The organism is Bacillus sp. z14 (2026), from assembly GCF_058313575.1.
This window is the reverse complement of the sequence record NZ_JBZFQK010000009.1, coordinates 18,532-42,248: the sequence shown is the minus strand read 5'-3', so window position 1 is coordinate 42,248 and position 23,717 is coordinate 18,532. Positions and strand designations below refer to the sequence as shown.

Sequence of the window (23,717 nt, the reverse complement as noted above, 5' to 3'; positions counted from 1 at the left end):
TTTAAACCATTATAAAAGAGGAGAAATATACATGAATAACTTCGAGGTTTTAACAGCTGTTGAGATTGCCGCATTCTTAAAAATATCACGTGCTTCCGCATATGAATTAATGGAAAGAACGGATTTTCCCACGATTCGAATTGGTAGGAACAAACGGGTAATGGCACATGAATTTATGGAATGGCTTAAAAATAATACAAACAAGATAGCGCTATAAGGGGGAGATTATATTGGCGGTTAAAAAGGCAGGAAGCGGTTGGTCGTTCAGAATTGATGTAGGTAGAGATCCTCAAACTGGAAAGCGTCGACAAAAATACCAAAGTGGATTTCGTACCAAGAAAGAAGCAGAACAGGCTCAAGCTGATTTTATGACAAGAATTAAAACTGAAGGTTATCTTCAGTCGAAGAAAGAAACGATGGAGATTTTCTTGAAAAAGTGGTTGGAAACAGTATATAAACATGAGGTCAAATCAACAACTTTTGAGAAAGCTGAATGTGTGGTACGGGTTCATATTATGCCAGTGTTTGGCCAGAGAGAAGCGAATTCTATTAAACCATATGATATCCAAAAGTTCTTTTCAGACAAAACGAAGAGCGGACTGTCACCAGCTACGATTAAGAAAATTAAAAATGTGTTAAGCAAGGCATTTCAAACGGCCGTAGATTGGGAGCTGATTATGAAGAATCCAATTGAAAAAGTAAAATTACCTTCTATCGTAAAGAAAGAAAAAGAGATTTGGACAGCGGAGGAAGCGAAAAAATTCCTGGAATCCTGTGATGAATTAAGATGGAAGGTGGCTTTTTCACTCGCGCTTCATACTGGGATGAGGAGAGGAGAAATACTAGGACTCAAATGGGAAAACGTAGATTTTGAGAATGCAGTTATTAAAGTAAAAGAATCACTGGCATATACAAAATCAGAAGGCCTCTTCTTTTCCACCCCCAAGACCTCAAATTCTTTTCGAGAAGTTCTTCTCTCAAACAGTTTAATTAAGTTAATGAAAGAATTGAAAACAGAGCAAAAGAAAATGAAGCTACGTATGGGCCCTTCCTATCATTCTTATGATTTAGTGGTGAGTACAATAGATGGGAAGCCCCTACATCCGAGGAACTTAGCCAGAACATTTGAAAATATAATTAAAAAAGCAGGGATTAAGCGAATTTCGCTACATGGATTGAGACACACGAATGCGACGATTCTTATGAAGCAAGGAGTTAATCCTAAGATTGTAAGTGAGAGATTGGGCCATGCGAATGTAGGGATTACATTGGATATATATTCACATACAGACTTGAAAATACAAACGGAATCTATGAAAAAACTCGAAGAATTGTTGTGAAATTGAAAATTTTCCGTTTTGTGGTAGAGTAATATATGAGAATTTGTAGGAGGCGATTTATGGAACAAATCCTTTTATCAAAACATGCAAGAAAAGTTTTTTTTGTGATATCTGGACTTTTACTCTTATTATTATTAATTATTAGGGTAATTATTATACCTGAAATATCATTTTTAAAAAAACATGTAGACTATCTTACCATTATAAATACGATAATTGATGCGTTAATATCTACGGGGGTTAGTACCATTTTTATTGCCACTCTAGCATTCTGGCTCACCCCCAAAGTAGTAAGAAGATCAAAAATGGATATAATTGATCCAAAAGAAATAAAGGATTATCTAGAGCTAGCAAGAAATACCGAAGAATACTGGTTTTCAGGTGGTACTGGAAGATTTACTAGATCAGTAACTATCCCTAAGTTAGCTACCGATGCTAGATATTCAAATTTTTCTAAGAAGATGGTAATGATATTGATTAACCCAGATAATGAAACTGTCTGTAAAAATTATGTTGCCTATAGAAATAGAGTAAGAACTGGAACAAATAAAAAATGGGATATGAAAGAATTGAAGATTGAAATATTTACTACAATATTATCAGCCTATTCTTGGAAAAAAGAGCAGCCTTTATTAGATTTAAAAATAGGGCTAATAAATCATTATTCTATGTTTAGAATTGATTTATCAACTGAGATGGTTGTAATAACCAAGGAGGATAAAACCGAACCTGGACTTATGTGTGAGAAGGATACATTTTTCTTCAAATCATATCTTGAAGATTTACGGTTAAGTCTAAGTCAAAGTAAAATTCTTGATCCAAATATAGAGGGTATTCCGTTTAGTGAGCTTAATGGTGTAAAGGTTAAAGAATTACTCCTTTCTTTTGATTTTGATATAAGTATGCTGGATAATAATGATTTTAATATGATAGTTCAAAATATAAAAAAAGGGGAAAATCCATATGGATATTGATTTGGTAAATATCTCATATCGTATATTAAAGAAAGAATCACCAGAGAGTATCAGAAATGATATTAAAGAATATTTAAATCGAAATATTAGTGGGGTTGTATTCAACTGGCATCCTTTGGGGTTTGTCCATTCTAAACTTGGCGAAATTCCAGGAATGGGAGATTTAAGATTACATATTTGGTTAGAAGGAATGAGAAAAACTCAGTTGCCTTATATGCCAATTCATGATCACATGTTTAATGTGAATAGTTTAATATTGGCTGGAACTGTTACAAATCATGTTTATGAATTGGGGAGTTCAAAAGGTGATATATATAAAATCTATGAAGCTGAATATATTGATGGTGGCTCAATGCTATATCCAACAGAAGAGCTATTAAAATGTAATCTCAAGAGCAGGACCTCATATAGCAAAGGAGACTTCTATGTAGTTGAAAAAGGAGTATTTCATGATACTGCTGTAGAGAATGAATGTTTTGCTGCAACACTTGTAATAGCAACAGAAAAAGACGAAACAATTAAGCCGAAAATATTAGGGCCAGATGAAAATGAACCATTCTTTTATAAAAGAGAAGTTTGTAATGAACGTATATTAAATATTATAAATGAAAGAATCTTATAGTTAGAGTAGTATCATTATCAAATATATTATTTAATTGCATTAGTAATATCTATGATATTAAATGTCCATACTATTACCAACCCTACCTCCATCCACAAAAATGGAGGTCTTTTTATTGTCAGTTAAAAAAGTTGGTAAGGTATGGTCATTTCGGATTGATGCTGGTGTAGACTCAAATACCGGCAAGAGGAAACAGATTTATCGCAGTGGTTTTAAAACCAAACGTGAAGCGCAGGATGAGATGGCGAAGCTTCAATTACAGATCAGTACGGGAGAATATACAGAGCCTGAGAAGACGCTTTTTAATGAGTACTTCGAGTCTTGGCTGCATAAGACATACAAGCATGAAGTCCAGTTACCGACGTATGAGAAAGCTGAACCGATAGTTCGATATCATTTGGTTCCGCATTTTAAATCAACACCGTTAACCAAGATTACAACCTATGATATCGATCAGTTCTATGCTGCCAAGCTTCAGGAAGGATTGGCGAATGCAACGGTGAGGAAGATGCATAATCTGCTCTCCAAGGCTCTACAGAAAGCAGTGAAATGGGAGTTGATTAAGAATAATCCTGCCCGTGATGCAACTCCGCCGACAGTTCATAAGCAGCGTAAGCAAATATGGACGGTGGAAGAAGCCAAAACCTTTTTAGAAGTCTGTGAGCGGGAGGGTGAATTGATTCCTTTCTTGCTGGCTATTTTCACGGGAATACGACGTGGAGAATTGTTGGCACTTCGATGGAATAACATCGATTTGGAGAATGGTGTGATTCATGTGGTTGAATCATTGGTTAGGACGAAAGAGAAGGGCTTATATGTTAAGGAAGTAAAAACAGCTCATTCTGTCCGAGAGGTATATCTCTCTCCTAGAGTCCAAGATGCTTTAGTAGAGTTTAAGAAAAGGCAGAAACCGAATGAATTAGGAATTGTCATTGCCTCTTCTGTTGGATCATATATGGAGCCACGTAATCTGCTGAGAAAATATCGGCGGTTAATTAAGCTAGCGGGGGTTCCTTATATGCCGTTTCACAATCTCAGGCATACTCATGCAACGATTCTTATGAGGATGGGAGAGAATCCGAAAGTGGTTAGTGAGCGGCTTGGACATGCCAGAGTCGGCATTACGCTCGATATCTATTCCCATACAAATGAGGAAATGCAGAAGCGGACAGCGGATCGGTTTGGTGAACATTTTGGATTTAACGGAAATAATGGAGACAGTTGAACCCCTTGGAAAGACTGGGCTCGTGCAGGGTCGTGTGAAGCTTCTGTGCAGTATTTGTGCAATGTATAAAAATACAGGGAAAATCGGGTTTTTACTGAATAATAGAAAAAAGGCTCAAACCCTTGATATCATTGGGCTCAAGCCTTCTCAAAATGTATGATCCCGACTGGGTTTGAACCAGCGCCCCCCACCCTGTCAATTTACTAGTCTAAATTTCTAAATTTAATCAAAGTAAGATAGTTTCTATTTTTCCATATAGACCGCAAACAATAAGGGATTATTCATTCAAGCATTCTTCGGATTGCTTTTTTATATTTCTTTTTCATTATTATTGCAGGAAATATAGTTCTTGCTTGTCGAATTAATTATTTGGGAGATAGTTGAGTGTTTTAGCGGGAAGAGATTTTAAGAGATTGATGTTCCGTGTGAATATCAGAAGTAAAATTGATTCCTCCCATCACTTGGAAAGAATATACTGCTGCAAGTCCAGTGAATATGTTATGCCTAATTAATTCGGAATATTTAGATTTTGGAAAAGGGGGATACAGTAATGAACGTACCTTTAATACTTACGCAATTTTTAGACAGGGCCGTAAGCTTGTATGGGGACAAGCAGGCAATCATATGTGAAGACAGGGTATTTACATATCAAGAACTAAATGAAAGAGTTAATCGGTTATCTCACGGTTTAAAGAATTTGGGGGTTCAAAAAGGGGATCGTATTGCCTATTTAGCGCCAAACTCTGTAGAAATGCTGGAGGGCTTTTATGGGATTTTCCAATTGGGCGGTGTGATGGTACCACTAAATAGTCGATTAAAGCCAGATGATTATCAATTTATTTTAAACCACAGTGAATCGAAAATTTTATTCGTTGATCAAGACCTTTACCATTTGATTTTGCCAATTAAAGATAAGCTAAAAACGATTGAAAAAATTATAGTTCATTATAAAGATTCAGAGACAGAAGAGGTAGGATATGATGTTTGGTTGGAGGAGCAAAGTAACGAGGCATTTGAGAGATTTCCGTTAGAAGAAGATGATGTATCCAGCCTTCTTTATACAAGTGGAACAACTGGGAATCCAAAGGGAGTCATGCTGACTCATCGAAATAATTATATTCATGCTTTAAGTACTATGCATCATCTTCGCATAACGGATGAAGATGTGTTACTTCATGTCTTACCGATGTTCCATGTAAATGGTTGGGGTTCTCCGTTTTATTATACGGCTAACGGTGCTACTCAGGTCTGCTCTCGAAAAACGACACCTGAGATGATTTTTTCTGCCCTCGAAAAACATAAAGTAAACGTTATGCATATGGCTCCAACCGTGTTAAATGCACTCCTGCAATATTACGACCAGAATAGCTCAAACATTGAACAAGCAGTTCGAGTTGTCATTGCCGGTTCGGCACCACCGCCAGCCTTTGTTAGACGAGTGGAAAAAGAGCTGGGCTGGGATTTCATACAAGTATATGGAATGACTGAATCTTCTCCTTTAAGCTTGATTTCAGTTGTTCGCTCAGAATTAAAGGAGTTACCTACTGAGGAACAATACAGAATTAAATCGAAGGCTGGGATATCGATGGTTGGCTGTGATGTGAAAGTTGTGACTGAGCATTGCGAAGAAGTCGAGCATAACGGTAAAGAGATTGGGGAAGTCATTACAAGAAGTAATGGAGTCATGTTAGGATACTGGAAGAATGAAGAGGCAACGATGGAGGCGATTAAAAACGGATGGCTTCATACGGGAGATATGGCTACTGTAGATGAATATGGACATATTGATATTGTCGATAGGAAGAAAGACGTTATCATAAGCGGCGGAGAAAATATTTCTTCCATCGAGGTTGAGGGAGTGTTATATGACCACCCCGATGTATTAGAAGCAGCGGTGATTGCTGTTCCTCATGAAAAGTGGGGAGAAACTCCGCATGCCTTTATTGTTCAAAGAGAGGGACGAAACGTGACTGAAGAGGAATTAATAGCATTTACAAGAGAGAGGTTAGCTCATTTTAAAGCGATAACAGGAGCAACCTTTGTAAGCGAACTACCAAAGACAGCTTCTGGGAAAATACAAAAGGTAGTCCTTCGTAATGATTACTGGGAGGCAGCCGGAAAAGGCGGGAAATTCGTCAATTAATAAAATATCAACTGAAGATTATTATGATAGGTAACTAGTAGGATTAGATTAGGAAAAATAAGTATAATCAATATAAAAAAGACTCGCTATCTGATTAGCGAGTTTTAACTTTCTTAGAATCTATTTAATGGTGCTACATATTTCGATTTAATTAATTAATTTAAGAACTACACTCAAAGTAGATTTCACATTCATTTTTAACTATCCAATCAAAACCTAAATATTTGAATAAATAAAATAATTTGACAATTTCAAGAAGTTTAAGTTAGAATCTAAATCATAATAAATGAACATGGAGAGGGGTGAAGAAAACGGAATTAAAGGATCGCATTCTGGATACATCTGTTAAGCTGTTTGAAAAGCATGGCTTTCATGGTGTTTCAGTAAATGATATTGTTCAGGCCAGTGATACTTCAAAGGGTGGTTTTTATCACCATTTTCAATCAAAGGATGAATTGCTTTTCTCTATACACGACACATTTATCTCCTATGTCTTACGTAAAGCCAAAGAGGCTATCCACCATTATCAAACTCCACCAGAGAAACTTCAGCAGATTATTTACTCGTTTACGAAAGTATTTGATCTCTACCAATCTCACATATCAGTCTTTTATCAGGAAAGTAAATATTTAAAACCGGAACTGGATTCAACTATTAAACTGAAGCGGGATGAGTTCAGGCTATTAATATACGAAGTCATTAAAGAAGGTCAGGATTCCGGAGATTTTCGAAAAGAGATTCCTTTTGAAATCAGTGGTCTTGCCATATTGGGAATTGTGAACTGGACCTCAAAATGGTACCAACGAAACGGGCCATTGCCGATGGATCAGATTTCTGTGTATTTTACTGACTTTATTATGCATGCTCTATTAACGGAAGAGGCAAAAAGGAAATACGCACATTTTTTTACCACATAATTAAAGCGCTTACATATCTATAACAGACCAACCAGTCGGTCTTTCACAAAAGAGTAGGAGGATGAAAATGAACTTTGAATTGAGCACGGAGCAAAAGATGGTCCGCAATATGGCAAGAGAATTTGCGGAAAAGGAAATTAAACCAATTGCGATTGAATTAGACCGGGAATCAAGATTCCCTGAAGAAGTATTTAAGAAAATGGGTGAATTGGGTCTGCTCGGAATTCCCTTTCCAGAAGAATACGGAGGCTCCGGTGGAGATACGATCTCTTATGCGCTTGCTGTAGAGGAAATCGGAAGAGCATGCGGAGGTACCGGCTTGAGCTATGCAGCTGCTGTATCACTTGGATCGAGTCCGATTTATTATTTTGGAACCGAGGAGCAAAAGCAACAGTACTTAACTCCATTAGCAAGTGGTAAGGCCTTAGCATCATTTGGATTAACAGAGCCTAATGCCGGATCAGATGCCGGAGGGACGAGAACAAAGGCCGTGCTAGAAGGAAATGAGTACGTAATTACAGGAGAAAAATGCTGGATTACAAATGCCGGATTTGCAGAAACGATTACGGTCACTGCGGTATCTGGGAAGACCAATACCGGAAAAAATATTATTTCCGCCTTTCTTGTACCAACTAATACGCCAGGGCTAAAGATTACTAGCAATTACGACAAAATGGGTGTTCGAGCTTCGAATACATCAGAAATAATCCTCGACCATGTTCGGGTACCTAAGGAGAATGTCCTTGGAGATCTCGAGGGAGGATTTAAACAATTTTTATATACACTGGACGGCGGCCGGATTTCAATCGCGGCTTTGGCGGTCGGGATTGCTCAGGCAGCATTTGATAAAGCGCTTGCCTACAGTAAGGAACGAATCCAGTTTGGACAGTCCATCTCTAAGTTTCAGGCTATTCAATTTAAGCTGGCAGACATGGCAATGGAAATTGAGCTGGCGAGAAATATGGTATTAAAGGCTGCCTGGCTTAAAGATCAAAAAAAGAATTTCACAAAAGAATCTGCCTATGCCAAGCTATTTGCTTCTGAAATGGGATTCCGTACATGCAATCAGGCGATTCAAATTCATGGTGGATATGGATATATGCGTGAATACGAAGTGGAGCGTTACTTACGTGATATGAAGTTATTGGAGATTGGCGAGGGTACATCAGAAATTCAGCGACTTGTAATATCCCGCCAACTAGGTTGCTAGCCTTATATTTTTTTAAGTGATAAGGAGGAACGAGATGGCGGATTTGGTTCAGAAAACAGTGGGTGCTCTTTTGGATGAAATAGCTCAAGAGAATGCGGAGCGAGAAGCAGTTGTTTATGCAGATCGAGGTCTTCGGTATACGTATAAACAGTTTAATGAAGTTTGCAAGGAGGCAGCCCGAGCGTTTATGTCGCTTGGAATGGAAAAGGGAGATCATCTTGCCATATGGGCGACTAATACTCCTGAATGGCTGATTACCCAATATGCGACAGGGAAAATGGGAGCGGTGCTCGTTACGGTAAATACGAGTTACAGAGCCAAAGAGCTAGAATACCTTTTGCAGCAGTCTGATTCAAAAACACTTATTTTAATGGAAAATGTGAAGGATCATTCCTATATTGAAACACTTTATGAAGTCATACCGGAATTAAGAGATGCACCTCCTGGAGAGCTGGTATCAGAGAAGCTGCCTTATTTAAAAAATGTTATCGTGCTCGGTGAGAATCGATATCCTGGTACGTACAGCTGGGATGATGTGATAAAAATGGCCTCCCACACATCAGAGCAGGAATTGGCTGAAAGGCTAGATTCCTTACACGACAGCGATGTCATCAATATGCAGTATACGTCTGGGACAACTGGTTTTCCAAAGGGAGTCATGCTGACTCACCGCAATATCGTCAATAACGCGATCAATATTTCTGAGGGAATGAAGCTGACAAATGAAGATCGTATGTGTATTCCAGTTCCTTTTTTCCATTGTTTTGGGTGTGTATTAGGAACATTAACAGCCGTTTCTGTTGGTGCAGCCATGATTCCATTGCAGGAGTTTAATCCGCGCAGTGTTTTACAGGTTGTTGAAGAAGAAAAATGTACCGCTCTTCACGGTGTTCCAACGATGTTCATTGCTGAAATGAACCTGGAGGACTTTGAAGAATACGATTTATCCACTCTGCGTACAGGTATAATGGCTGGTTCCACCTGCCCTATTGAAGTCATGAAGGGTGTAGTGGAAAAGATGGGGGCCAATGAAATAACGATTGTATTTGGACAGACCGAATCTTCACCTGGTATCACTCAAACGAGGACGGACGATCCGCTTGAATTGCGAGTCAGCTCCATTGGCAGATCGATGCCTAATATTGAGGTGAAAATCGTCGAGCCTGGCACTGAGAATGAAGTGCCTCGGGGGCAGCATGGCGAGTTAATCACACGCGGTTACCATGTCATGGAGGGTTATTACAAAAATCCAGAAGCAACTGCAGCTGCGATTTCCAAAGATGGCTGGCTTCATACCGGTGATTTGGCTGTCATGGATGAAAATGGGTATTGCGCTATTACTGGCAGGCTTAAGGACATGATTATCCGTGGTGGCGAAAATATTTATCCAAGAGAAATAGAAGAGTTTTTGTACCAGCATCCTTCTGTACTTGATGTCCAGGTCATTGGTGTACCAGATGCCAAATATGGTGAAGAAGTAATGGCATGGATCATTCCTAAAGAAGGCACATCCATAACAGCCGAGGATATCCGTACTTACTGCCACGGGAAGATTTCAAGGCATAAAATTCCGCGCTATATCGAATTTATAGACGAATATCCGATGACAGCTTCCGGAAAAATTCAAAAATATAAGCTTCGGGAACAATCCATGCAGATTTTGGGAACGTGAGGAGGAGCAGCATTGTTTAAGAAAATATTAATTGCCAATCGAGGGGAAATCGCTTCAAGAATAATCCGTACCTGTAAACGCCTTAATATCGAAACGGTTGCGGTTTATTCTGAGGCAGATCAAGAGGCACCATTTGTTAAGGAAGCAGATTTTGCTTTTCTTTTGGGTGGTCCAAGAGTAAATGAAAGCTATGTTAATACCGCGAAAATGTTAGAGATTGCGAAAGAGCATGATGTGGAAGCTATCCATCCGGGTTACGGATTTTTAAGTGAAAACAGTGAGTTTGCGAGGGAATGCATAAGAGAAAATATTGTTTTCATTGGTCCCTCTCCGGATGTCATTGAACTAATGGGACAAAAGACAAAGGCAAGGGAGGCCATGGAGAAGTCAGGTGTACCGGTTGTGCCTGGAATATCATACCCGCTTGCTGATGCGGAGGAGGCAGTCAGGGTAGCTGAAAAACTCGGATATCCTGTTATGCTGAAAGCCTCTGCTGGCGGCGGCGGGATTGGCATGCAGTCTGTCTCAAATGAAATCGAGCTCACAAAAGCATATGAAGGCAATCAAAACCGAGCCCAAAGTTTTTTTGGAAATGGGGATATGTTCCTTGAGAAAGTCATTGTGAACCCGAGACATATTGAAATTCAAGTGCTGGCAGACAAGCAAGGCAACGCTGTATACCTTTGGGAACGTGAATGTTCCATTCAGCGCCGTAATCAAAAAGTGGTAGAAGAAGCACCATCTCCATTTGTTGATGAGAGTTTACGGAAAAGAATGGGCGAAACAGCATTAAAGGCCGTACGCGATTTAGGCTACTATAATGCCGGTACCTTTGAATTTTTAATGGATGAACAAAAGAATTTCTATTTCCTTGAAATGAACACGCGCCTGCAGGTTGAACATCCGGTAACAGAGGAGATTACGGGAATTGATATGGTTGAGGAGCAAATTAGGATTGCCTATGGGGAGAATTTACGTTTTACCCAAGATGACATTCGGTTAGAGGGTCATGCTATTGAAGTGAGAGTCTATGCGGAGGATCCCGTTACGTTCTTACCATCACCCGGGCAAATAACCCATCTGAAATTACCGAATGGTCCAGGTGTACGAAATGAGGTTGCTATCAGTGGTAACTCTAAGGTAACACCATTTTATGATCCGATGATTGCAAAACTAATTGTGTCGGCATCAAGCAGGGAAGAAGCTATAAGCTGTATGACAAAGGCACTTCAAAGCTATGAAATTCAGGGAATTAAAACAAATCTACCCATGCTTTTAACGGTCATCCAGCATGAAGCATTTAAGGCGGGAGACACAACAACTGGGTTTATTGAAGCAAATCTTAAAAAAATGAAAAACAGATAGGAGAGGTAATAATGGCTGAAGAAATCAAAGCAAGTATGGCAGGAAATGTATGGAAAATACAAGTAAAAGAGGGAGATACCGTTGAAAACGGTCAGGACATGGTCATTTTGGAATCTATGAAAATGGAAATTCCTATAGCCGCTGAAGGAGACGGACTCGTCACAGAGGTTGTCGTAAACGAAGGGGATTTTGTAAATGAGGGCGATGTTTTAATCCGTATTGACTAGAAGGGAGAGAACTTTTTTGGAGATACCTGAATTTGTACAAATAAAAGAAGTTGGCCCCCGGGACGGTTTGCAGAACGAGATGAATATAGCTCCGACTGAACAAAAAATAGAATGGATTGACCTGTTGAGCGAAACGGGTCTTTCTTATATTGAAATTACATCTTTTGTTGCTCCTAAATGGATTCCGCAGCTAGCTGATGCGCTGGAGGTATCAAGGAAAATCAAGCGCAAGGATACGGTCACTTATGCGGCTCTAGTGCCAAATCGAAAGGGATTGGAAAATGCGCTGTTAGCAAATATCGATGAAGTCTCTATTTTCATGTCAGCGAGTGAAGCACATAATCAAAAAAATATAAATAAATCCATTGCAGACACCTTTCCAATTCTTCAGGAGGTTGCAGAGGATGCATCAAAGGAAGGAAAAACAACACGAGCTTATGTATCGACAGTGTTTGGCTGTCCGTACGAGGGCGAAGTTCAGATTGATGCTGTCTTACATATATGCGATAAGCTGTTCGCGATGGGGGTAGATGAAATCTCTCTTGGCGATACAATTGGTATTGCCCATCCAAAACAGGTTGATTTTTTACTGGATGAAGTAACAAAACGGTTTAATAAGGATCGTATTGCGTTACACTTTCACGACACACGCGGCATGGCGCTGGCAAATATATTAGTAGCTTTAAAGAAAGGATATACAATTTTTGATTCCTCACTAGGCGGTTTAGGCGGCTGTCCATATGCAACCGGAGCCTCAGGAAATGTAGCCACTGATGACTTAGTTTATATGCTTGAGAGGATGGGGATTCGTACGGGTATTGATGGAAGAATGTTAGCTGAAGCTGCAGATTATATTCAAAAACAGATGGGTATCCCTTTGTCGAGCAAACAAATGGCTATCCAGGAGAAAAAAGAAGGGAGAAGGGTCAACTGATGATCAAGCAATCCATACGAGAAGACGGGATAGCGGTGATTGTATTAGATCAGCCTCATAAATCCAACGCTTTATCTATTGAGATGTTAAAAGAATTGCAACAAACACTGCGTCTATATAAAGAAAATTCATCTATTCATTGCATAATTATCACTGGCAGTGGTGACAAAGCCTTTTGTGCTGGTGCTGATCTAAAAGAACGGTTAAATATGACTCCAGCACAGGTAGGAGAAGCGGTCAGATTAATCAAGGAAACCATTTCCATGATTGACCAAATGCCGCAGCCGACGATTGCTTCCATTAATGGGGCAGCATTTGGCGGAGGGCTTGAGCTTGCATTGGCTTGTGATATAAGAGTGGCCAGCCATCATGCCAGGATGGGGCTCACAGAAACCTCTCTGGGAATTATTCCAGGCGCAGGCGGAACACAGAGACTGCCGAGATTAATTGGAATCAGCAAAGCAAAGGAGCTTATTTTCACCGCTCGCAGGATAGATGCCATTGAGGCACTGCAAATTGGCCTGGTTAATCAAATCGCCAAGCCGGATGAACTGGAGACTATGAGTCTGTCAATCGCAAAGAAAATTGCAGCCAATGCACCTATCGCAGTAAGGGAAGCTAAAAAAGCGATAGAAAGAGGTATGGAAACAGACTTAGCACATGGTTTCCAAATTGAAGAAATGAGCTATCAGGTTACCATTCCAACGAAGGATCGTATGGAGGGGCTCATGGCATTCAAGGAAAAACGTAAGCCTGTATATACCGGTGAATAAACTCCCAATAGAAAGGTAGATGACCATGAATACAATTCAAAACGACCTTATAGAACGAATAGAAAAAATTAAAGGAGGCGGAGAAGAGAAGTATCATCAAAAAAATAAAGAAGCAGGCAAATTGTTCGTCCGAGAGCGTTTGGAGTTATTGTTTGATGAAGGCGTTTTAGCTGAGGATGGATTGTTTGCGAATCATTCTGCGGAAGGTTTACCGGCTGACGGGGTGGTAACGGGATTAGGAAAAATAAACGGCCAAACGGTTGCTGTTATGGCTAATGATTCAACCATTAAAGCAGGATCCTGGGGAGCACGGACGGTTGAAAAAATCATTCGTATTCAGGAAACTGCTGATAAGCTTCAAATCCCTATGCTCTATTTAGTGGACTCAGCCGGTGCGAGAATAACCGATCAGGTAGAGATGTTCCCTGGACGCCGAGGGGCTGGCAGAATTTTTTATAATCAGGTAAAACTGTCCGGGAAAATCCCGCAAATTTGTTTATTATTTGGGCCTTCTGCAGCAGGTGGTGCCTACATTCCAGCATTTTGCGATATCGTTGTAATGGTGGAAGGAAATGCTTCCATGTATCTCGGTTCTCCAAGGATGGCAGAGATGGTTATTGGAGAGAAGGTCACATTGGAACAAATGGGTGGAGCGAAAATGCATTGTTCCATATCGGGTTGCGGAGATGTCCTTGTAAGCAGTGAACAAGAGGCAATTGAATATGCCCGGAAATATCTATCCTACTTCCCGGCCAATTTTGCCGAAAAAACAAAAGGCACCGAAGAAAAACTACCTCAAGTATCAGACAAAACAATCGCAGATCTTATCCCTCAGAATCAAAATGCACCTTTTAATATGTATGATCTCATTAATCAATTAATAGACGAGGATTCCTTTTGTGAAATCAAGAAAATGTTTGCACCTGAATTAATTACTGGCCTTGCCCGAATGGGTGGTAAACCGGTTGGAATTATTGCCAATCAGCCGGGTGTAAAGGGTGGAGTCCTTTTTCATGATTCTGCTGATAAAGCAGCCAAATTCATTAATCTATGTGATGCCTTCAATATTCCATTACTCTTTTTAGCCGATATACCAGGCTTTATGATTGGCACTAAAGTAGAGCAAGCAGGAATTATCAGGCATGGTGCAAAAATGATTGCTGCCATGAGTGAAGCAACCGTTCCAAAAATCTCTGTTATTGTTCGGAAAGCATATGGAGCTGGCCTTTATGCGATGGCTGGTCCAGCCTTTGAACCAGATTGCTGTATTGCCTTGCCGACTGCCTCGATTGCAGTGATGGGTCCAGAAGCGGCAGTGAATGCTGTGTATGCCAATAAAATTGCCGCCCTCCCGGAAGAAGAACGTCAAGGCTTCATTATGGAAAAAAGAGAAGAGTACAAGGAAGATATTAATATTTATCGCCTCGCCTCAGAAATGATCATTGATGATATTGTTGAACCTAATGATTTAAGGAGTCAATTAATCACTAGATTTAGCTTATATGAAAGTAAATATCAGGTCTTTTCATGCCGAAAACATCCGGTTTATCCGGTTTGAGGAAACGGAGGGTTCTTTCATGAGCCAAGTAGCCTGGATACCCGATCATCGTACGATTTCTAACCTGCGTCTTCATAAATGGATACAAGAATTGAGCCTTAAAGACTATGCCCAATTTTATGCTAAATCGATTGAAGAGCCCGAATGGTATTGGGGCGAAGTCGAAAAAGAATTAGGGTTCAGTTGGAAGTCACCTTATAAAAAAGTAATGGACCTATCAAAAGGGATTGAATTCCCGGATTGGTATGTCGGTGGAACCTGTAATATTGTGGATTCTTGTATAGAGAAATGGATATATTCTGATCATCATGCAATCGAATATGAAAATGAATTAGGACAAACAAAGAAAATCTCCTTTCCGCAATTATATGAGTGGGTAAGCAGAGTGGCAGGAGGGTTATTGGAACAGGGGATTGTACGTGGAGATAGAATAACCATCTATATGCCTATGATCCCGGAGACAATTGTTGCCATTCTGGCTGCCGCAAAAATTGGAGCGGTTGTCTCGCCTGTATTCTCCGGTTTTGCAGAGGATGCCCTAAAGACACGCGTAAACGCAGCAGGTTCCAAAATGATTATAACGGCAGAGTCCTATACTCGCCGTGGTAAAAAGGTTGATATGTTAAAGACAGTTACAAATGTTTTAGATGATTTGGATACTTTGGTGAAGGTAGTTGTAGTGGGAGAGAGTGTGACACATGCTCCATTTGTATCCTGGAGTCATATTGAAGCATCAGAACCGGTGGACGCCTCTGCTGAAATGAAGAGTGATGACCCACTAATGCTCATTTACACTTCAGGGACAACAGGCAAACCTAAAGGGACTGTCCATACTCATACCGGTTTCCCGATAAAGTCAGCGATTGATGCAAGGATTTCAATGGACGTGGTTAAGGGTGATAAGCTCCTCTGGATAACGGATATGGGCTGGATGATGGGACCCTTTCAGTTGTTTGCCAGTTTAATGAATGGAGCTACAATCATGCTTTACGATGGTGTGCCTGACTACCCGACGGCTAATCAGATATGGAAGTTAGTTGAAAAGTGGAAAGTTACGCAATTGGGAATTTCTCCTACATTAATTCGTTCTCTAATGGCAAGGGCTGATGACTCGATCGGTTCTCATAATCTTTCATCTCTTAAAGTGTTTGGATCAACGGGTGAGCCTTGGAATCCGGATCCGTGGAATTGGCTTTTTGAAAGGGTTGGGCAAAAGAAAATCCCGATTATTAATTATTCAGGAGGCACCGAAATATCCGGCGGCATTTTAGGAAATGTTTTATTGAAGCCTATTGCTCCTGTTTCATTTAATTCACCGATGCCAGGCATGGATATTACGGTTTTAAATTCATCCGGTGAATCTGTTACGAATGAAGTGGGTGAGCTATGTATTCGCGCTCCTTGGGTTGGCATGACTAAAGGATTCTGGAATGAGAAGGAAAGATACTTAGATACATACTGGAGCACCTATAAGAATACCTGGGTTCATGGGGATTGGGTGAGTACAGACGGCGTTTTTTGGGAGATTAAAGGGCGGTCTGATGATACATTGAATATAGCGGGAAAAAGAGTAGGTCCGACTGAATATGAATCCATTCTTATTAAGCATGAAGATGTGATTGAAGCGGCTGCTATCGGTATTCCGGATGAGCTTAAGGGGGAATCCTGTGTATGCTTCGCCGTTTTACAAACGAATGTAAAGGGGAATGCAGAGCTAGAAGGAGAGCTCATGAAGCTTTTGGGCAATCAGCTTGGAAAAGCACTCAAGCCTTCAGCTATTTACTTCGTGAGCGACCTGCCAAAAACGAGAAACCAGAAAATTATGCGCCGAGTCATCAAATCTACCTTCCTTAACCAAGATGCAGGTGATTTATCCTCCTTAGTCAATCCGGAGATCGTACATGAAATCAATCAGATAAAAATAAAATGATAACCTGGTGGAAGCAAGTGTGCGAATCACTTGCTGGTAAACAGCTTATCTAATAGTTAAGCGTTGGCATGGATAATCTCCATGCTTTTTTAATTAGTTTTATAGTTAATATAATTGGGCTGTTGTATTCTTGAAAAACTTAAATTGATTAAAATAATTTAATAGAATGTATCGGAACAAAAGAAAAAGCAAGGCATACATCATTGCCTCGCTTTACTGTCCTGTTAACGAATACGCTGTTTCCGAATCCATTGAGTAGCAATCCATTTTTCACCCTTGGTAACCGGGGCACCGCCATGTAAGGTCTTTTCGTTCAGAGATTCGTCTTGGTAGAAATATTCAAAGTAAACCGCCATTCCTTTTTGTGGAGCGACTGATAAATCTAGGTGAGGGAAATACGTTTCTCCGCCTTCTTCCACATCGTTTAGGTATAAGACAATTGTACTGATTCGGTTGTTTTGAGCTGCTTGACTTGTTGAAGCAAAATAATCAAAATGTGCTTTGTATTCTTGACCAGGAGTATAGCGAAGGATATGGAGATTTTCGCTATGTTCAGACGGAATGTCAGTGATTTCAGCTAGTCGTTTTTCAATGCGTAAAACGGTTTCATTTTGGGCATCTTCAATGAAAGCACCTGTACTCGTACGCATACCGTTTACTTCACGGGTTGCTCCAACGGTTGAACGTTTCATATCTTGCTTCGCTAACTCTATCAATGTATCGCATTCCTCGTCGCTTAACACGTTTCCCAATACCACAACAAGTGGTTCACCGTGACGAGCTAAGATAGGAATTCGTCTGTTCTCTGTCTCAATGAAATGGCCTGAGTGGGGAAAAATAGGCGTTTCTTTTTGTGGATGAACGGTAGTTGTCATATATTTCTTCCTCTCCCATCTTTTATCTGTTCTATTTGTTATTTTATCATGTATTTAATAAATCCGATTAGAATTCTCATAATTATTTATGGAAGAGAAGATTTCAAAATAATAATATATGAGTTTGAATGGGAGCAAATATTAAAAAGAATATATTCTCAAACATATCTTGAGACAAGAGAGCTCAATGGATATATAACGTTGCTGGTTGTAGTACAGGTTTTTAAGTCGTTATTAGCAAATTATGGGTGGGGGAATCATTGTTATATCTGGCTTTATCAGTTTCAGACAGGAATCATTCTGGAACTACAACTTATAATCAAGGTTGATTTTCATAGAATTTAATTATTGAACTAAAAAATGAATTCTTGAAATTTATGGTAATATATATTTTGAAATGATTCGCAGTTTAGTAGAAAAAGTTATAGAGTGGAATTCAAATCATTTCAAAATAAATTTATTGATTAAAATTAAGAAATAAATTTATGGAAGTGAACGGAGGGCTTGTATATGTCGCGTATTCAATTTTTAGCATCGTCTAAGCCATTTATAATGCCTGAAGAAATAGAGAATTACCATAATAATGGAATAGATGAATTAGACATGTGTTTCTCAGTGTATGAAGCAGATAAATGGTGGTGTGATATTGTTAAACCTGTTTTATCAATGCCATACATATATGAAGTCGGAGTTCTTGGTAATCATTTTTTCGTTTATTTGGAGAAATATATGGATATTGGTGATGTTATCGAGCTTTATGAAATACCTGTTCAACAGTGGTATGAAGAATATATACAGCGTGTCCTTGAAGTTCCAGAGCCAATTATGATCAACGTTGGTAGTTACACCTACCAAAATCAATATGGATTGTTTAGGCTTAACCCTAAAAAATGGGTAGAAGAGCTTAGCCATCGAACATTATTAACTGAACGTGGTGTAACAACAATTGTGAAATATTGATAACTCTCTACTTTTAGGAGTTTCCTCTGATGGGCTCTCTTGATTATACATAAGGAAAGAAATGAAAAAGGCTTTAGTTTTGTAAACGTGGCATTTGAAGGAAAGAAACCAAAATTTTAGTTCAAGAACTTTATAAATCAAAACTCCTCAATGAATGGGGAGTTTATTTTGTTTAATACTTTACTTTTGCTGTATATACAGAAAATGCGCCATCAAAGCAAACACAATGGAACAATTATGATTGATCCGGTGATATTATATGTATGATTTATATAAAGTAATGAATCAAGTGGATTTAATACAAAAATTAAGAAAAAAATTAATGTAGAACATAATAATATTATGTAAACTAATGTATTAAATTTATAGATATGCGGGTAATCGTATATATTAGCCTTATAAGAGAATTTTTATGGCAGTTGAAGGAGAACGGAATAATGGACATATTGAATAAAGGGTATAAAGAAGCAGTTGAAAAAGCAAAAAATGATATTCTGAATGATATTTCCTTATATATGGAAGAAAGCGAAACAAAGCCAGCTATACATGATTATTTGGAGAGCAGAGAACGCTATTTCGATCAAATTTGGAATTTAGCATGGAAGAGTCGAACGCTTCAGCGGATGAATAGAGCTGAAAAAATTAAATTTTTGGGGCTGCGTGGTATAGAAACAGAAGGAGCCTCCAAGAAAGCAATAAATAAAATGGTTGAACAAGAACTTAGTGGACTAAAATCCTTTGATCTGAAAAGTTGGATCCAAGATTACTTTGGAGAAACAGATGAACGATGGGATGAATTATTTGAAACAGTCAAGCTAAAAAAATTGAAAGGGAATTATGAGAATACCGTTATAAAAGATGAGGCCTTAAGTATTTTGAGCAGTAACAAGCTTTATTTTTATTTAAAACTCAGATATAAAGTGGCTAATCAATTACAAAAGGATATAGCAAATGTGAAGGGGTTCAATCAAGCCCAATTTGAAACGCTCAACGACCTCTTATATTGGGGATATGATGTATACCAGGATGATTCTGTTTTTGACGAATATATTTATCAAAATCTGATTGATACCTTTGTTTACGAAACGATATACCCATTTATAGTATCAGAATTGCCGAATCAGATCATAAACCAATATGAACATTTGTTTAAAGGGTCGATTAATCATAAGCTGATCAGGCAATTGATTGGGGCTAATATTAGTGAATTTCAATGGGAATATGAAAGTGAAATAGAGCAGGAATTGATTGAGGACCTTATAGATGTTCGAAACCATCCGGATGAATTTGATATACAAATGCCGTTATACCATACTCAGCACAAAGAGAGAATTGAAAAAAGAGAACAGAAATTAGAAGAGCTGAGGAAACAGGAAGAAATAAAACAAAAGAAACTGGATGATATTTTTGGAGTTGAATACAAAACAACCGTTTATAGTAACACTAAATATATTCTGCATATAGGAGAAACAAATACCGGTAAAACCTATCAGGCGTTAAATAGATTAAGGGAAGCTGCATCAGGTATATACCTGGCACCTTTAAGGCTATTGGCACTTGAAGTATATGAAACGCTTAAAAACAACGGGATTGCCTGTGCATTAAAGACAGGTGAAGAAGAAAAGGATATTGCAAATGCCACGCATTATTCCTGCACAATTGAAATGTTTACCGAGAAAGATGAATTCGATGTCATGGTTATAGACGAAGCGCAAATGATCGCAGATAAAGATCGTGGGTTTTCTTGGTTTAGAGCTATTAATAAAGCGCGTGCTCGGGAAGTTCACATCATAGGCAGTCACAACTCTAAAAGGATGATTTTGAATCTGCTTCAGGGAAATGATATAGAAATTCATGAATACAAACGGGATATACCGCTTATTGTAGAGAAAAAACCTTTTAAGATTGAACATGCCAAGGCAGGGGATGCTTTGATTGTATTTTCTCGAAATAAAGTGCTTCAAACCGCTTCAAAGCTGGAGAGAAACGGCCATAAAGTAAGTGTAATCTATGGAAGTATGCCTCCTGAGACAAGAGCTAAACAAATTCAGAGGTTCATTAACAGGGAGACGCGAGTGATTGTATCTACAGATGCTATCGGGATGGGGCTCAATCTACCGATTAGGCGGGTCGTTTTTCTCGAAAATGATAAATTTGATGGCACGAGAAGGCGTTTATTGACCTCTCAGGAAGTAAAGCAGTTAGCAGGACGTGCCGGCCGTAAAGGTATATATAATGAAGGGAGAGTTGCATTTACTGATCAAATTGGTTTAATGAAAAGGTTGTTGAATGGTGAAGACCGGCCAATCAGTACATTTACAATAGCTCCTACACAGGGTGTATTTGAACGCTTTAAACGTTATCACTCCAGCTTTGATCAATTCTTTGAATTATGGGATGAATTTAAAAATCCTGCCGGAACAACAAAAGCACCGCTTAATCAGGAAAAAGCTTTATATCATTTAATTCGCCATGAACAAATAGAAGGACGAATGTCGATAACTGATTTATACGGTTTTCTGCATTTACCTTTTTCAGCGAATGAGGAGAGCCTCGTTAATCAATGGCTCTATAATATGAAAGCCATTGTGGATCGAAGAGAATTGAGAGAGCCTTTAATAAAGAAAGATTCCTTGGATGAACTTGAATTATCTTATAAATCAGTAGGATTGCATTTATTGTTTTTGTATAAATTAGATCGAAGAAGTGAAACGGTCTATTGGGAGCGAGTAAGAGAAGAAATCAGTTCAGATGCACATAATCAGTTAAGAAAAGGGGTTAAAAAATATCAAACAAAGTGTCGGTCATGCAATAAGCCGTTAAGCTGGAATTATCCATTTGCTATTTGCCAGTCGTGTTATGAAGAGAGTAAACGATCAAGATACTATTACAAAGGATGGGATATATAGGACCTTCAAGCTTGCAATCAAAATGGTTGCAAGCTTTTTTGTATCACATAATAATATTATGTAAACAACGAGATAAATAAAAGTATTAATCTATTTATAAAATGGAATATGCCAATCTTAAATGCATATGTTTAATAGAGAAAATAGAGATAATAGATTTTAAACACAAAAGTAGAACCGGCTGAAAGCCGGTCCCAACGTTCTTATTGAATATTTCTGTATAACCCGATCACTTTGCCAAGGATGCTGACATTTTGTAGAATGATAGGCTCGAGCATAGAATTTTCAGGCTGCAGACGGAAATGAGTATCTTCTTTAAAGAAACGTTTAACGGTAGCTTCATCATCTTCAGTCATGGCTACGACAATTTCACCGTTGTTTGCTGTATGCTGCTGGCGAACAATTACATAGTCACCGTTAAGTATTCCAGCTTCAATCATACTGTCGCCCATAATTTCTAGCATAAACACATTTTCATCGGCAGGAGCCATATGCTCAGGCAGAGGGAAGTATTCTTCTATATTTTCGATAGCTGTAATAGGCTGCCCTGCAGTTACTTTCCCGATTAATGGTACATTAACTGAATTTGTTTTTGGAATATGGTCATGTGGATCCATATCCAGGATTTCAATAGCACGTGGTTTGGTAGGATCTCGTCTGATGAGTCCTTTGCTTTCCAATCGCGCTAAGTGACCATGAACCGTGGAACTAGAAGCCAGTCCGACTGCTTCGCCAATTTCTCGAACGGAAGGCGGATAGCCCTTCGTTTTTACTTCTTCTTTAATATATAGCAAAATATCCTGTTGCCGTTTGGATAATTTAGTAGTCATCTCCCGCACCTCTTTTAGCTTTTCTTGTTTTTAGTATATCATTTCCTGTTTAACAGTACAAACATAAGTTCGTTTTTTGTATTGACACAAAACGTTTGTTCGGTTTATACTTGATTTATATTAAACGAACATACATTCGATGGGGGTTTATTTATGAAAAAATTATGGACTTCTTATAATTATTCCATCTTGTTTTTTATCGGTCTTTTCTTATTAATAACTACAATGATAGTAACAAATATTGAAGCACCAAAAGACGATTATCAACAAATCACGGTTAAAAAAGGAGATACAGTTTGGGATATGGCTGAACGTTTTGACGGCAGCGAAATGACACAGACTGAATTTGTCTCTTGGGTTCAGGAACATAATGACTTGCACATTAATCATTTAAAGGAAGGGCAAACGATTGTGATTCCTGTAAAGAAAATGAACGAAAATACAGAAATGCTACACTTAGCAGATTCTGATAAATAACTATATAATCAGTAAGGTCGGGAATGTTTCCCGGCCTTATCTATATGTAAAGAAGAATGGTGAGAGAAAATGAAGGTTGGAATTTATTGCAGAGTCAGCACAGATAAAAGTTCACAGGAAACATCACTGGAAAGGCAGGAGCAGGAGTTAACAAGACTGGCTGCCATAAAGGGGTTCGAGGTGGTAATAATCGAGAAAGAACAAGCCAGTGGATATGATTTAGAACGAGAAGGCATTCTAATCTTGCTGGAAAAAATGAAAAATAGAGAAATCGAGGGTCTCTTGATTCAGGATGAAACAAGACTGGGCAGAGGAAATGCCAAGATTGCTCTATTACATTGCATCTATAAAGAAGGGGTTAAATTATATACGGTTACTCATAATGGTGAGCTTGAGGTTTCTGAAACAGATGCCATGCTTTTGCAAATCATCAGTATAGTAGAGGAATATCAGCGAAAATTACAAAACAGTAAAATCAGAAGAGGGATGAAACGAGCAATTGAAAATGGATATAAACCACAAAGAAATTTAGCAAATCAACATCTTGGAGGCGGAAGAGAAAGGTCAGAGGTACCTTTACAGGAGGTTATTGAGCTGCGTATTAAAGGATTAACATTTGCTGAAATTACGGAGAATTTAAACAGAAAAGGCTATGATCTCTCAAAAGCCACCATTCATCGAAGATATTCAGAATATATGAAAAAGAATACTAATCAATAGTTCATTCTTGAAAATTACGCAGTTTTTCTATACGATGACAATATCTACTTATATTT

21 protein-coding genes are annotated in these 23,717 nt (G+C 38.7%); 19 read left to right on the top strand and 2 right to left on the bottom strand.

The window, feature by feature from the left end; translation table 11 throughout:
* The first annotated feature begins 31 nt into the window (after nt 1-31).
* The 15 genes from AC4G3O_RS18040 (at nt 32) to AC4G3O_RS17970 (ending at nt 16,890) form a co-directional block, all read left to right on the top strand.
* Entirely contained in the window at nt 32-217 is a 186-nt protein-coding gene (locus AC4G3O_RS18040) for a helix-turn-helix domain-containing protein (RefSeq protein WP_490557981.1), read from the top strand.
* A 13-nt stretch (nt 218-230) separates the two neighbouring features.
* Nucleotides 231-1,340, top strand: a complete 1,110-nt coding sequence (locus AC4G3O_RS18035) for a site-specific integrase (protein ID WP_491136539.1) — start codon at nt 231-233, stop codon at nt 1,338-1,340.
* Nucleotides 1,341-1,399: 59 nt separating this feature from the next.
* Nucleotides 1,400-2,314 (top strand): hypothetical protein, encoded by a 915-nt coding sequence (locus AC4G3O_RS18030; RefSeq protein WP_491136538.1) that lies wholly within the window; start codon nt 1,400-1,402, stop codon nt 2,312-2,314.
* Nucleotides 2,304-2,936 carry a hypothetical protein gene (locus AC4G3O_RS18025; protein ID WP_491136537.1) on the top strand — a complete coding sequence of 211 codons (633 nt, stop codon included), beginning with the start codon at nt 2,304-2,306 and terminating at the stop codon, nt 2,934-2,936. Before AC4G3O_RS18030 ends, AC4G3O_RS18025 begins: the two co-directional genes overlap by 11 nt.
* A gap of 115 nt (nt 2,937-3,051) precedes the next feature.
* Nucleotides 3,052-4,161: a site-specific integrase gene (locus AC4G3O_RS18020; RefSeq protein WP_491136536.1), complete on the top strand. Its 1,110-nt coding sequence runs from the start codon at nt 3,052-3,054 to the stop codon at nt 4,159-4,161.
* Nucleotides 4,162-4,711: 550 nt separating this feature from the next.
* Entirely contained in the window at nt 4,712-6,304 is a 1,593-nt protein-coding gene (locus tag AC4G3O_RS18015; RefSeq protein ID WP_491136535.1) for a long-chain-fatty-acid--CoA ligase, read from the top strand.
* A 302-nt stretch (nt 6,305-6,606) separates the two neighbouring features.
* Nucleotides 6,607-7,221, top strand: coding sequence for a TetR/AcrR family transcriptional regulator (locus AC4G3O_RS18010; protein WP_139891595.1), 615 nt, complete (start codon nt 6,607-6,609; stop codon nt 7,219-7,221).
* A gap of 67 nt (nt 7,222-7,288) precedes the next feature.
* On the top strand, nt 7,289-8,431 hold the full coding sequence (locus tag AC4G3O_RS18005; protein WP_140461404.1) for an acyl-CoA dehydrogenase family protein: 1,143 nt from the start codon (nt 7,289-7,291) through the stop codon (nt 8,429-8,431).
* A 34-nt stretch (nt 8,432-8,465) separates the two neighbouring features.
* Nucleotides 8,466-10,103: an AMP-binding protein gene (locus AC4G3O_RS18000; protein ID WP_254654701.1), complete on the top strand. Its 1,638-nt coding sequence runs from the start codon at nt 8,466-8,468 to the stop codon at nt 10,101-10,103.
* Nucleotides 10,104-10,115: 12 nt separating this feature from the next.
* The gene (locus tag AC4G3O_RS17995) at nt 10,116-11,468 is read left to right on the top strand and encodes an acetyl-CoA carboxylase biotin carboxylase subunit (protein WP_491136534.1); all 1,353 of its coding nucleotides are present in this window, start codon (nt 10,116-10,118) and stop codon (nt 11,466-11,468) included.
* Nucleotides 11,469-11,479: 11 nt separating this feature from the next.
* Nucleotides 11,480-11,695 carry an acetyl-CoA carboxylase biotin carboxyl carrier protein subunit gene (locus tag AC4G3O_RS17990; protein WP_066104050.1) on the top strand — a complete coding sequence of 72 codons (216 nt, stop codon included), beginning with the start codon at nt 11,480-11,482 and terminating at the stop codon, nt 11,693-11,695.
* A 16-nt stretch (nt 11,696-11,711) separates the two neighbouring features.
* The gene (locus AC4G3O_RS17985) at nt 11,712-12,629 is read left to right on the top strand and encodes a hydroxymethylglutaryl-CoA lyase (RefSeq protein ID WP_139891592.1); all 918 of its coding nucleotides are present in this window, start codon (nt 11,712-11,714) and stop codon (nt 12,627-12,629) included.
* A complete protein-coding gene (locus AC4G3O_RS17980) occupies nt 12,629-13,402 on the top strand; it encodes an enoyl-CoA hydratase (protein WP_491136533.1) in 774 nt (257 codons plus the stop codon). The genes AC4G3O_RS17985 and AC4G3O_RS17980 overlap by 1 nt, the downstream gene beginning before the upstream one ends.
* A 25-nt stretch (nt 13,403-13,427) precedes the next feature.
* A complete protein-coding gene (locus tag AC4G3O_RS17975) occupies nt 13,428-14,960 on the top strand; it encodes an acyl-CoA carboxylase subunit beta (protein WP_491136532.1) in 1,533 nt (510 codons plus the stop codon).
* A gap of 19 nt (nt 14,961-14,979) precedes the next feature.
* Complete coding sequence (locus AC4G3O_RS17970; RefSeq protein ID WP_491136531.1) at nt 14,980-16,890, top strand: AMP-binding protein; 1,911 nt, start codon at nt 14,980-14,982, stop codon at nt 16,888-16,890.
* Between the two features lie 224 nt (nt 16,891-17,114).
* On the opposite strand, the gene AC4G3O_RS17965 is transcribed toward AC4G3O_RS17970, so the two are convergent.
* Nucleotides 17,115-17,765: a 2OG-Fe(II) oxygenase gene (locus AC4G3O_RS17965; RefSeq protein WP_491136530.1), complete on the bottom strand. Its 651-nt coding sequence runs from the start codon at nt 17,763-17,765 to the stop codon at nt 17,115-17,117.
* A 510-nt stretch (nt 17,766-18,275) separates the two neighbouring features.
* On the opposite strand from AC4G3O_RS17965, the gene AC4G3O_RS17960 reads away from it, so the two are divergent.
* A complete protein-coding gene (locus AC4G3O_RS17960) occupies nt 18,276-18,725 on the top strand; it encodes a hypothetical protein (RefSeq protein ID WP_066104031.1) in 450 nt (149 codons plus the stop codon).
* A gap of 437 nt (nt 18,726-19,162) precedes the next feature.
* On the top strand, nt 19,163-21,634 hold the full coding sequence (locus tag AC4G3O_RS17955; protein WP_491136529.1) for a helicase-related protein: 2,472 nt from the start codon (nt 19,163-19,165) through the stop codon (nt 21,632-21,634).
* A 203-nt stretch (nt 21,635-21,837) separates the two neighbouring features.
* On the opposite strand, the gene lexA is transcribed toward AC4G3O_RS17955, so the two are convergent.
* Complete coding sequence (gene lexA / locus AC4G3O_RS17950) at nt 21,838-22,464, bottom strand: transcriptional repressor LexA (protein ID WP_066104026.1); 627 nt, start codon at nt 22,462-22,464, stop codon at nt 21,838-21,840.
* Between the two features lie 153 nt (nt 22,465-22,617).
* On the opposite strand from lexA, the gene yneA reads away from it, so the two are divergent.
* Nucleotides 22,618-22,941 (top strand): cell division suppressor protein YneA, encoded by a 324-nt coding sequence (gene yneA / locus AC4G3O_RS17945; protein WP_066104023.1) that lies wholly within the window; start codon nt 22,618-22,620, stop codon nt 22,939-22,941.
* Nucleotides 22,942-23,010: 69 nt separating this feature from the next.
* A complete protein-coding gene (locus tag AC4G3O_RS17940) occupies nt 23,011-23,661 on the top strand; it encodes a YneB family resolvase-like protein (protein WP_066104021.1) in 651 nt (216 codons plus the stop codon).
* Nucleotides 23,662-23,717 lie beyond the last annotated feature (56 nt).

Bases quoted from the DNA above. Each gene is read 5' to 3' on its own strand.
- AC4G3O_RS18040 (WP_490557981.1), top strand. From the start codon at position 32: ATGAATAACTTCGAGGTTTTAACAGCTGTTGAGATTGCCGCATTCTTA.
- AC4G3O_RS18025 (WP_491136537.1), top strand. From the start codon at position 2,304: ATGGATATTGATTTGGTAAATATCTCATATCGTATATTAAAGAAAGAA.
- AC4G3O_RS18005 (WP_140461404.1), top strand. From the start codon at position 7,289: ATGAACTTTGAATTGAGCACGGAGCAAAAGATGGTCCGCAATATGGCA.
- AC4G3O_RS17940 (WP_066104021.1), top strand. From the start codon at position 23,011: ATGAAGGTTGGAATTTATTGCAGAGTCAGCACAGATAAAAGTTCACAG.
- AC4G3O_RS18015 (WP_491136535.1), top strand. From the start codon at position 4,712: ATGAACGTACCTTTAATACTTACGCAATTTTTAGACAGGGCCGTAAGC.
- yneA (WP_066104023.1), top strand. From the start codon at position 22,618: ATGAAAAAATTATGGACTTCTTATAATTATTCCATCTTGTTTTTTATC.
- AC4G3O_RS17970 (WP_491136531.1), top strand. From the start codon at position 14,980: ATGAGCCAAGTAGCCTGGATACCCGATCATCGTACGATTTCTAACCTG.
- AC4G3O_RS18000 (WP_254654701.1), top strand. From the start codon at position 8,466: ATGGCGGATTTGGTTCAGAAAACAGTGGGTGCTCTTTTGGATGAAATA.
- AC4G3O_RS18030 (WP_491136538.1), top strand. From the start codon at position 1,400: ATGGAACAAATCCTTTTATCAAAACATGCAAGAAAAGTTTTTTTTGTG.
- AC4G3O_RS17990 (WP_066104050.1), top strand. From the start codon at position 11,480: ATGGCTGAAGAAATCAAAGCAAGTATGGCAGGAAATGTATGGAAAATA.
- AC4G3O_RS17975 (WP_491136532.1), top strand. From the start codon at position 13,428: ATGAATACAATTCAAAACGACCTTATAGAACGAATAGAAAAAATTAAA.
- AC4G3O_RS17955 (WP_491136529.1), top strand. From the start codon at position 19,163: ATGGACATATTGAATAAAGGGTATAAAGAAGCAGTTGAAAAAGCAAAA.
- AC4G3O_RS17965 (WP_491136530.1), bottom strand. From the start codon at position 17,765: ATGACAACTACCGTTCATCCACAAAAAGAAACGCCTATTTTTCCCCAC.
- AC4G3O_RS17960 (WP_066104031.1), top strand. From the start codon at position 18,276: ATGTCGCGTATTCAATTTTTAGCATCGTCTAAGCCATTTATAATGCCT.
- AC4G3O_RS17980 (WP_491136533.1), top strand. From the start codon at position 12,629: ATGATCAAGCAATCCATACGAGAAGACGGGATAGCGGTGATTGTATTA.
- lexA (WP_066104026.1), bottom strand. From the start codon at position 22,464: ATGACTACTAAATTATCCAAACGGCAACAGGATATTTTGCTATATATT.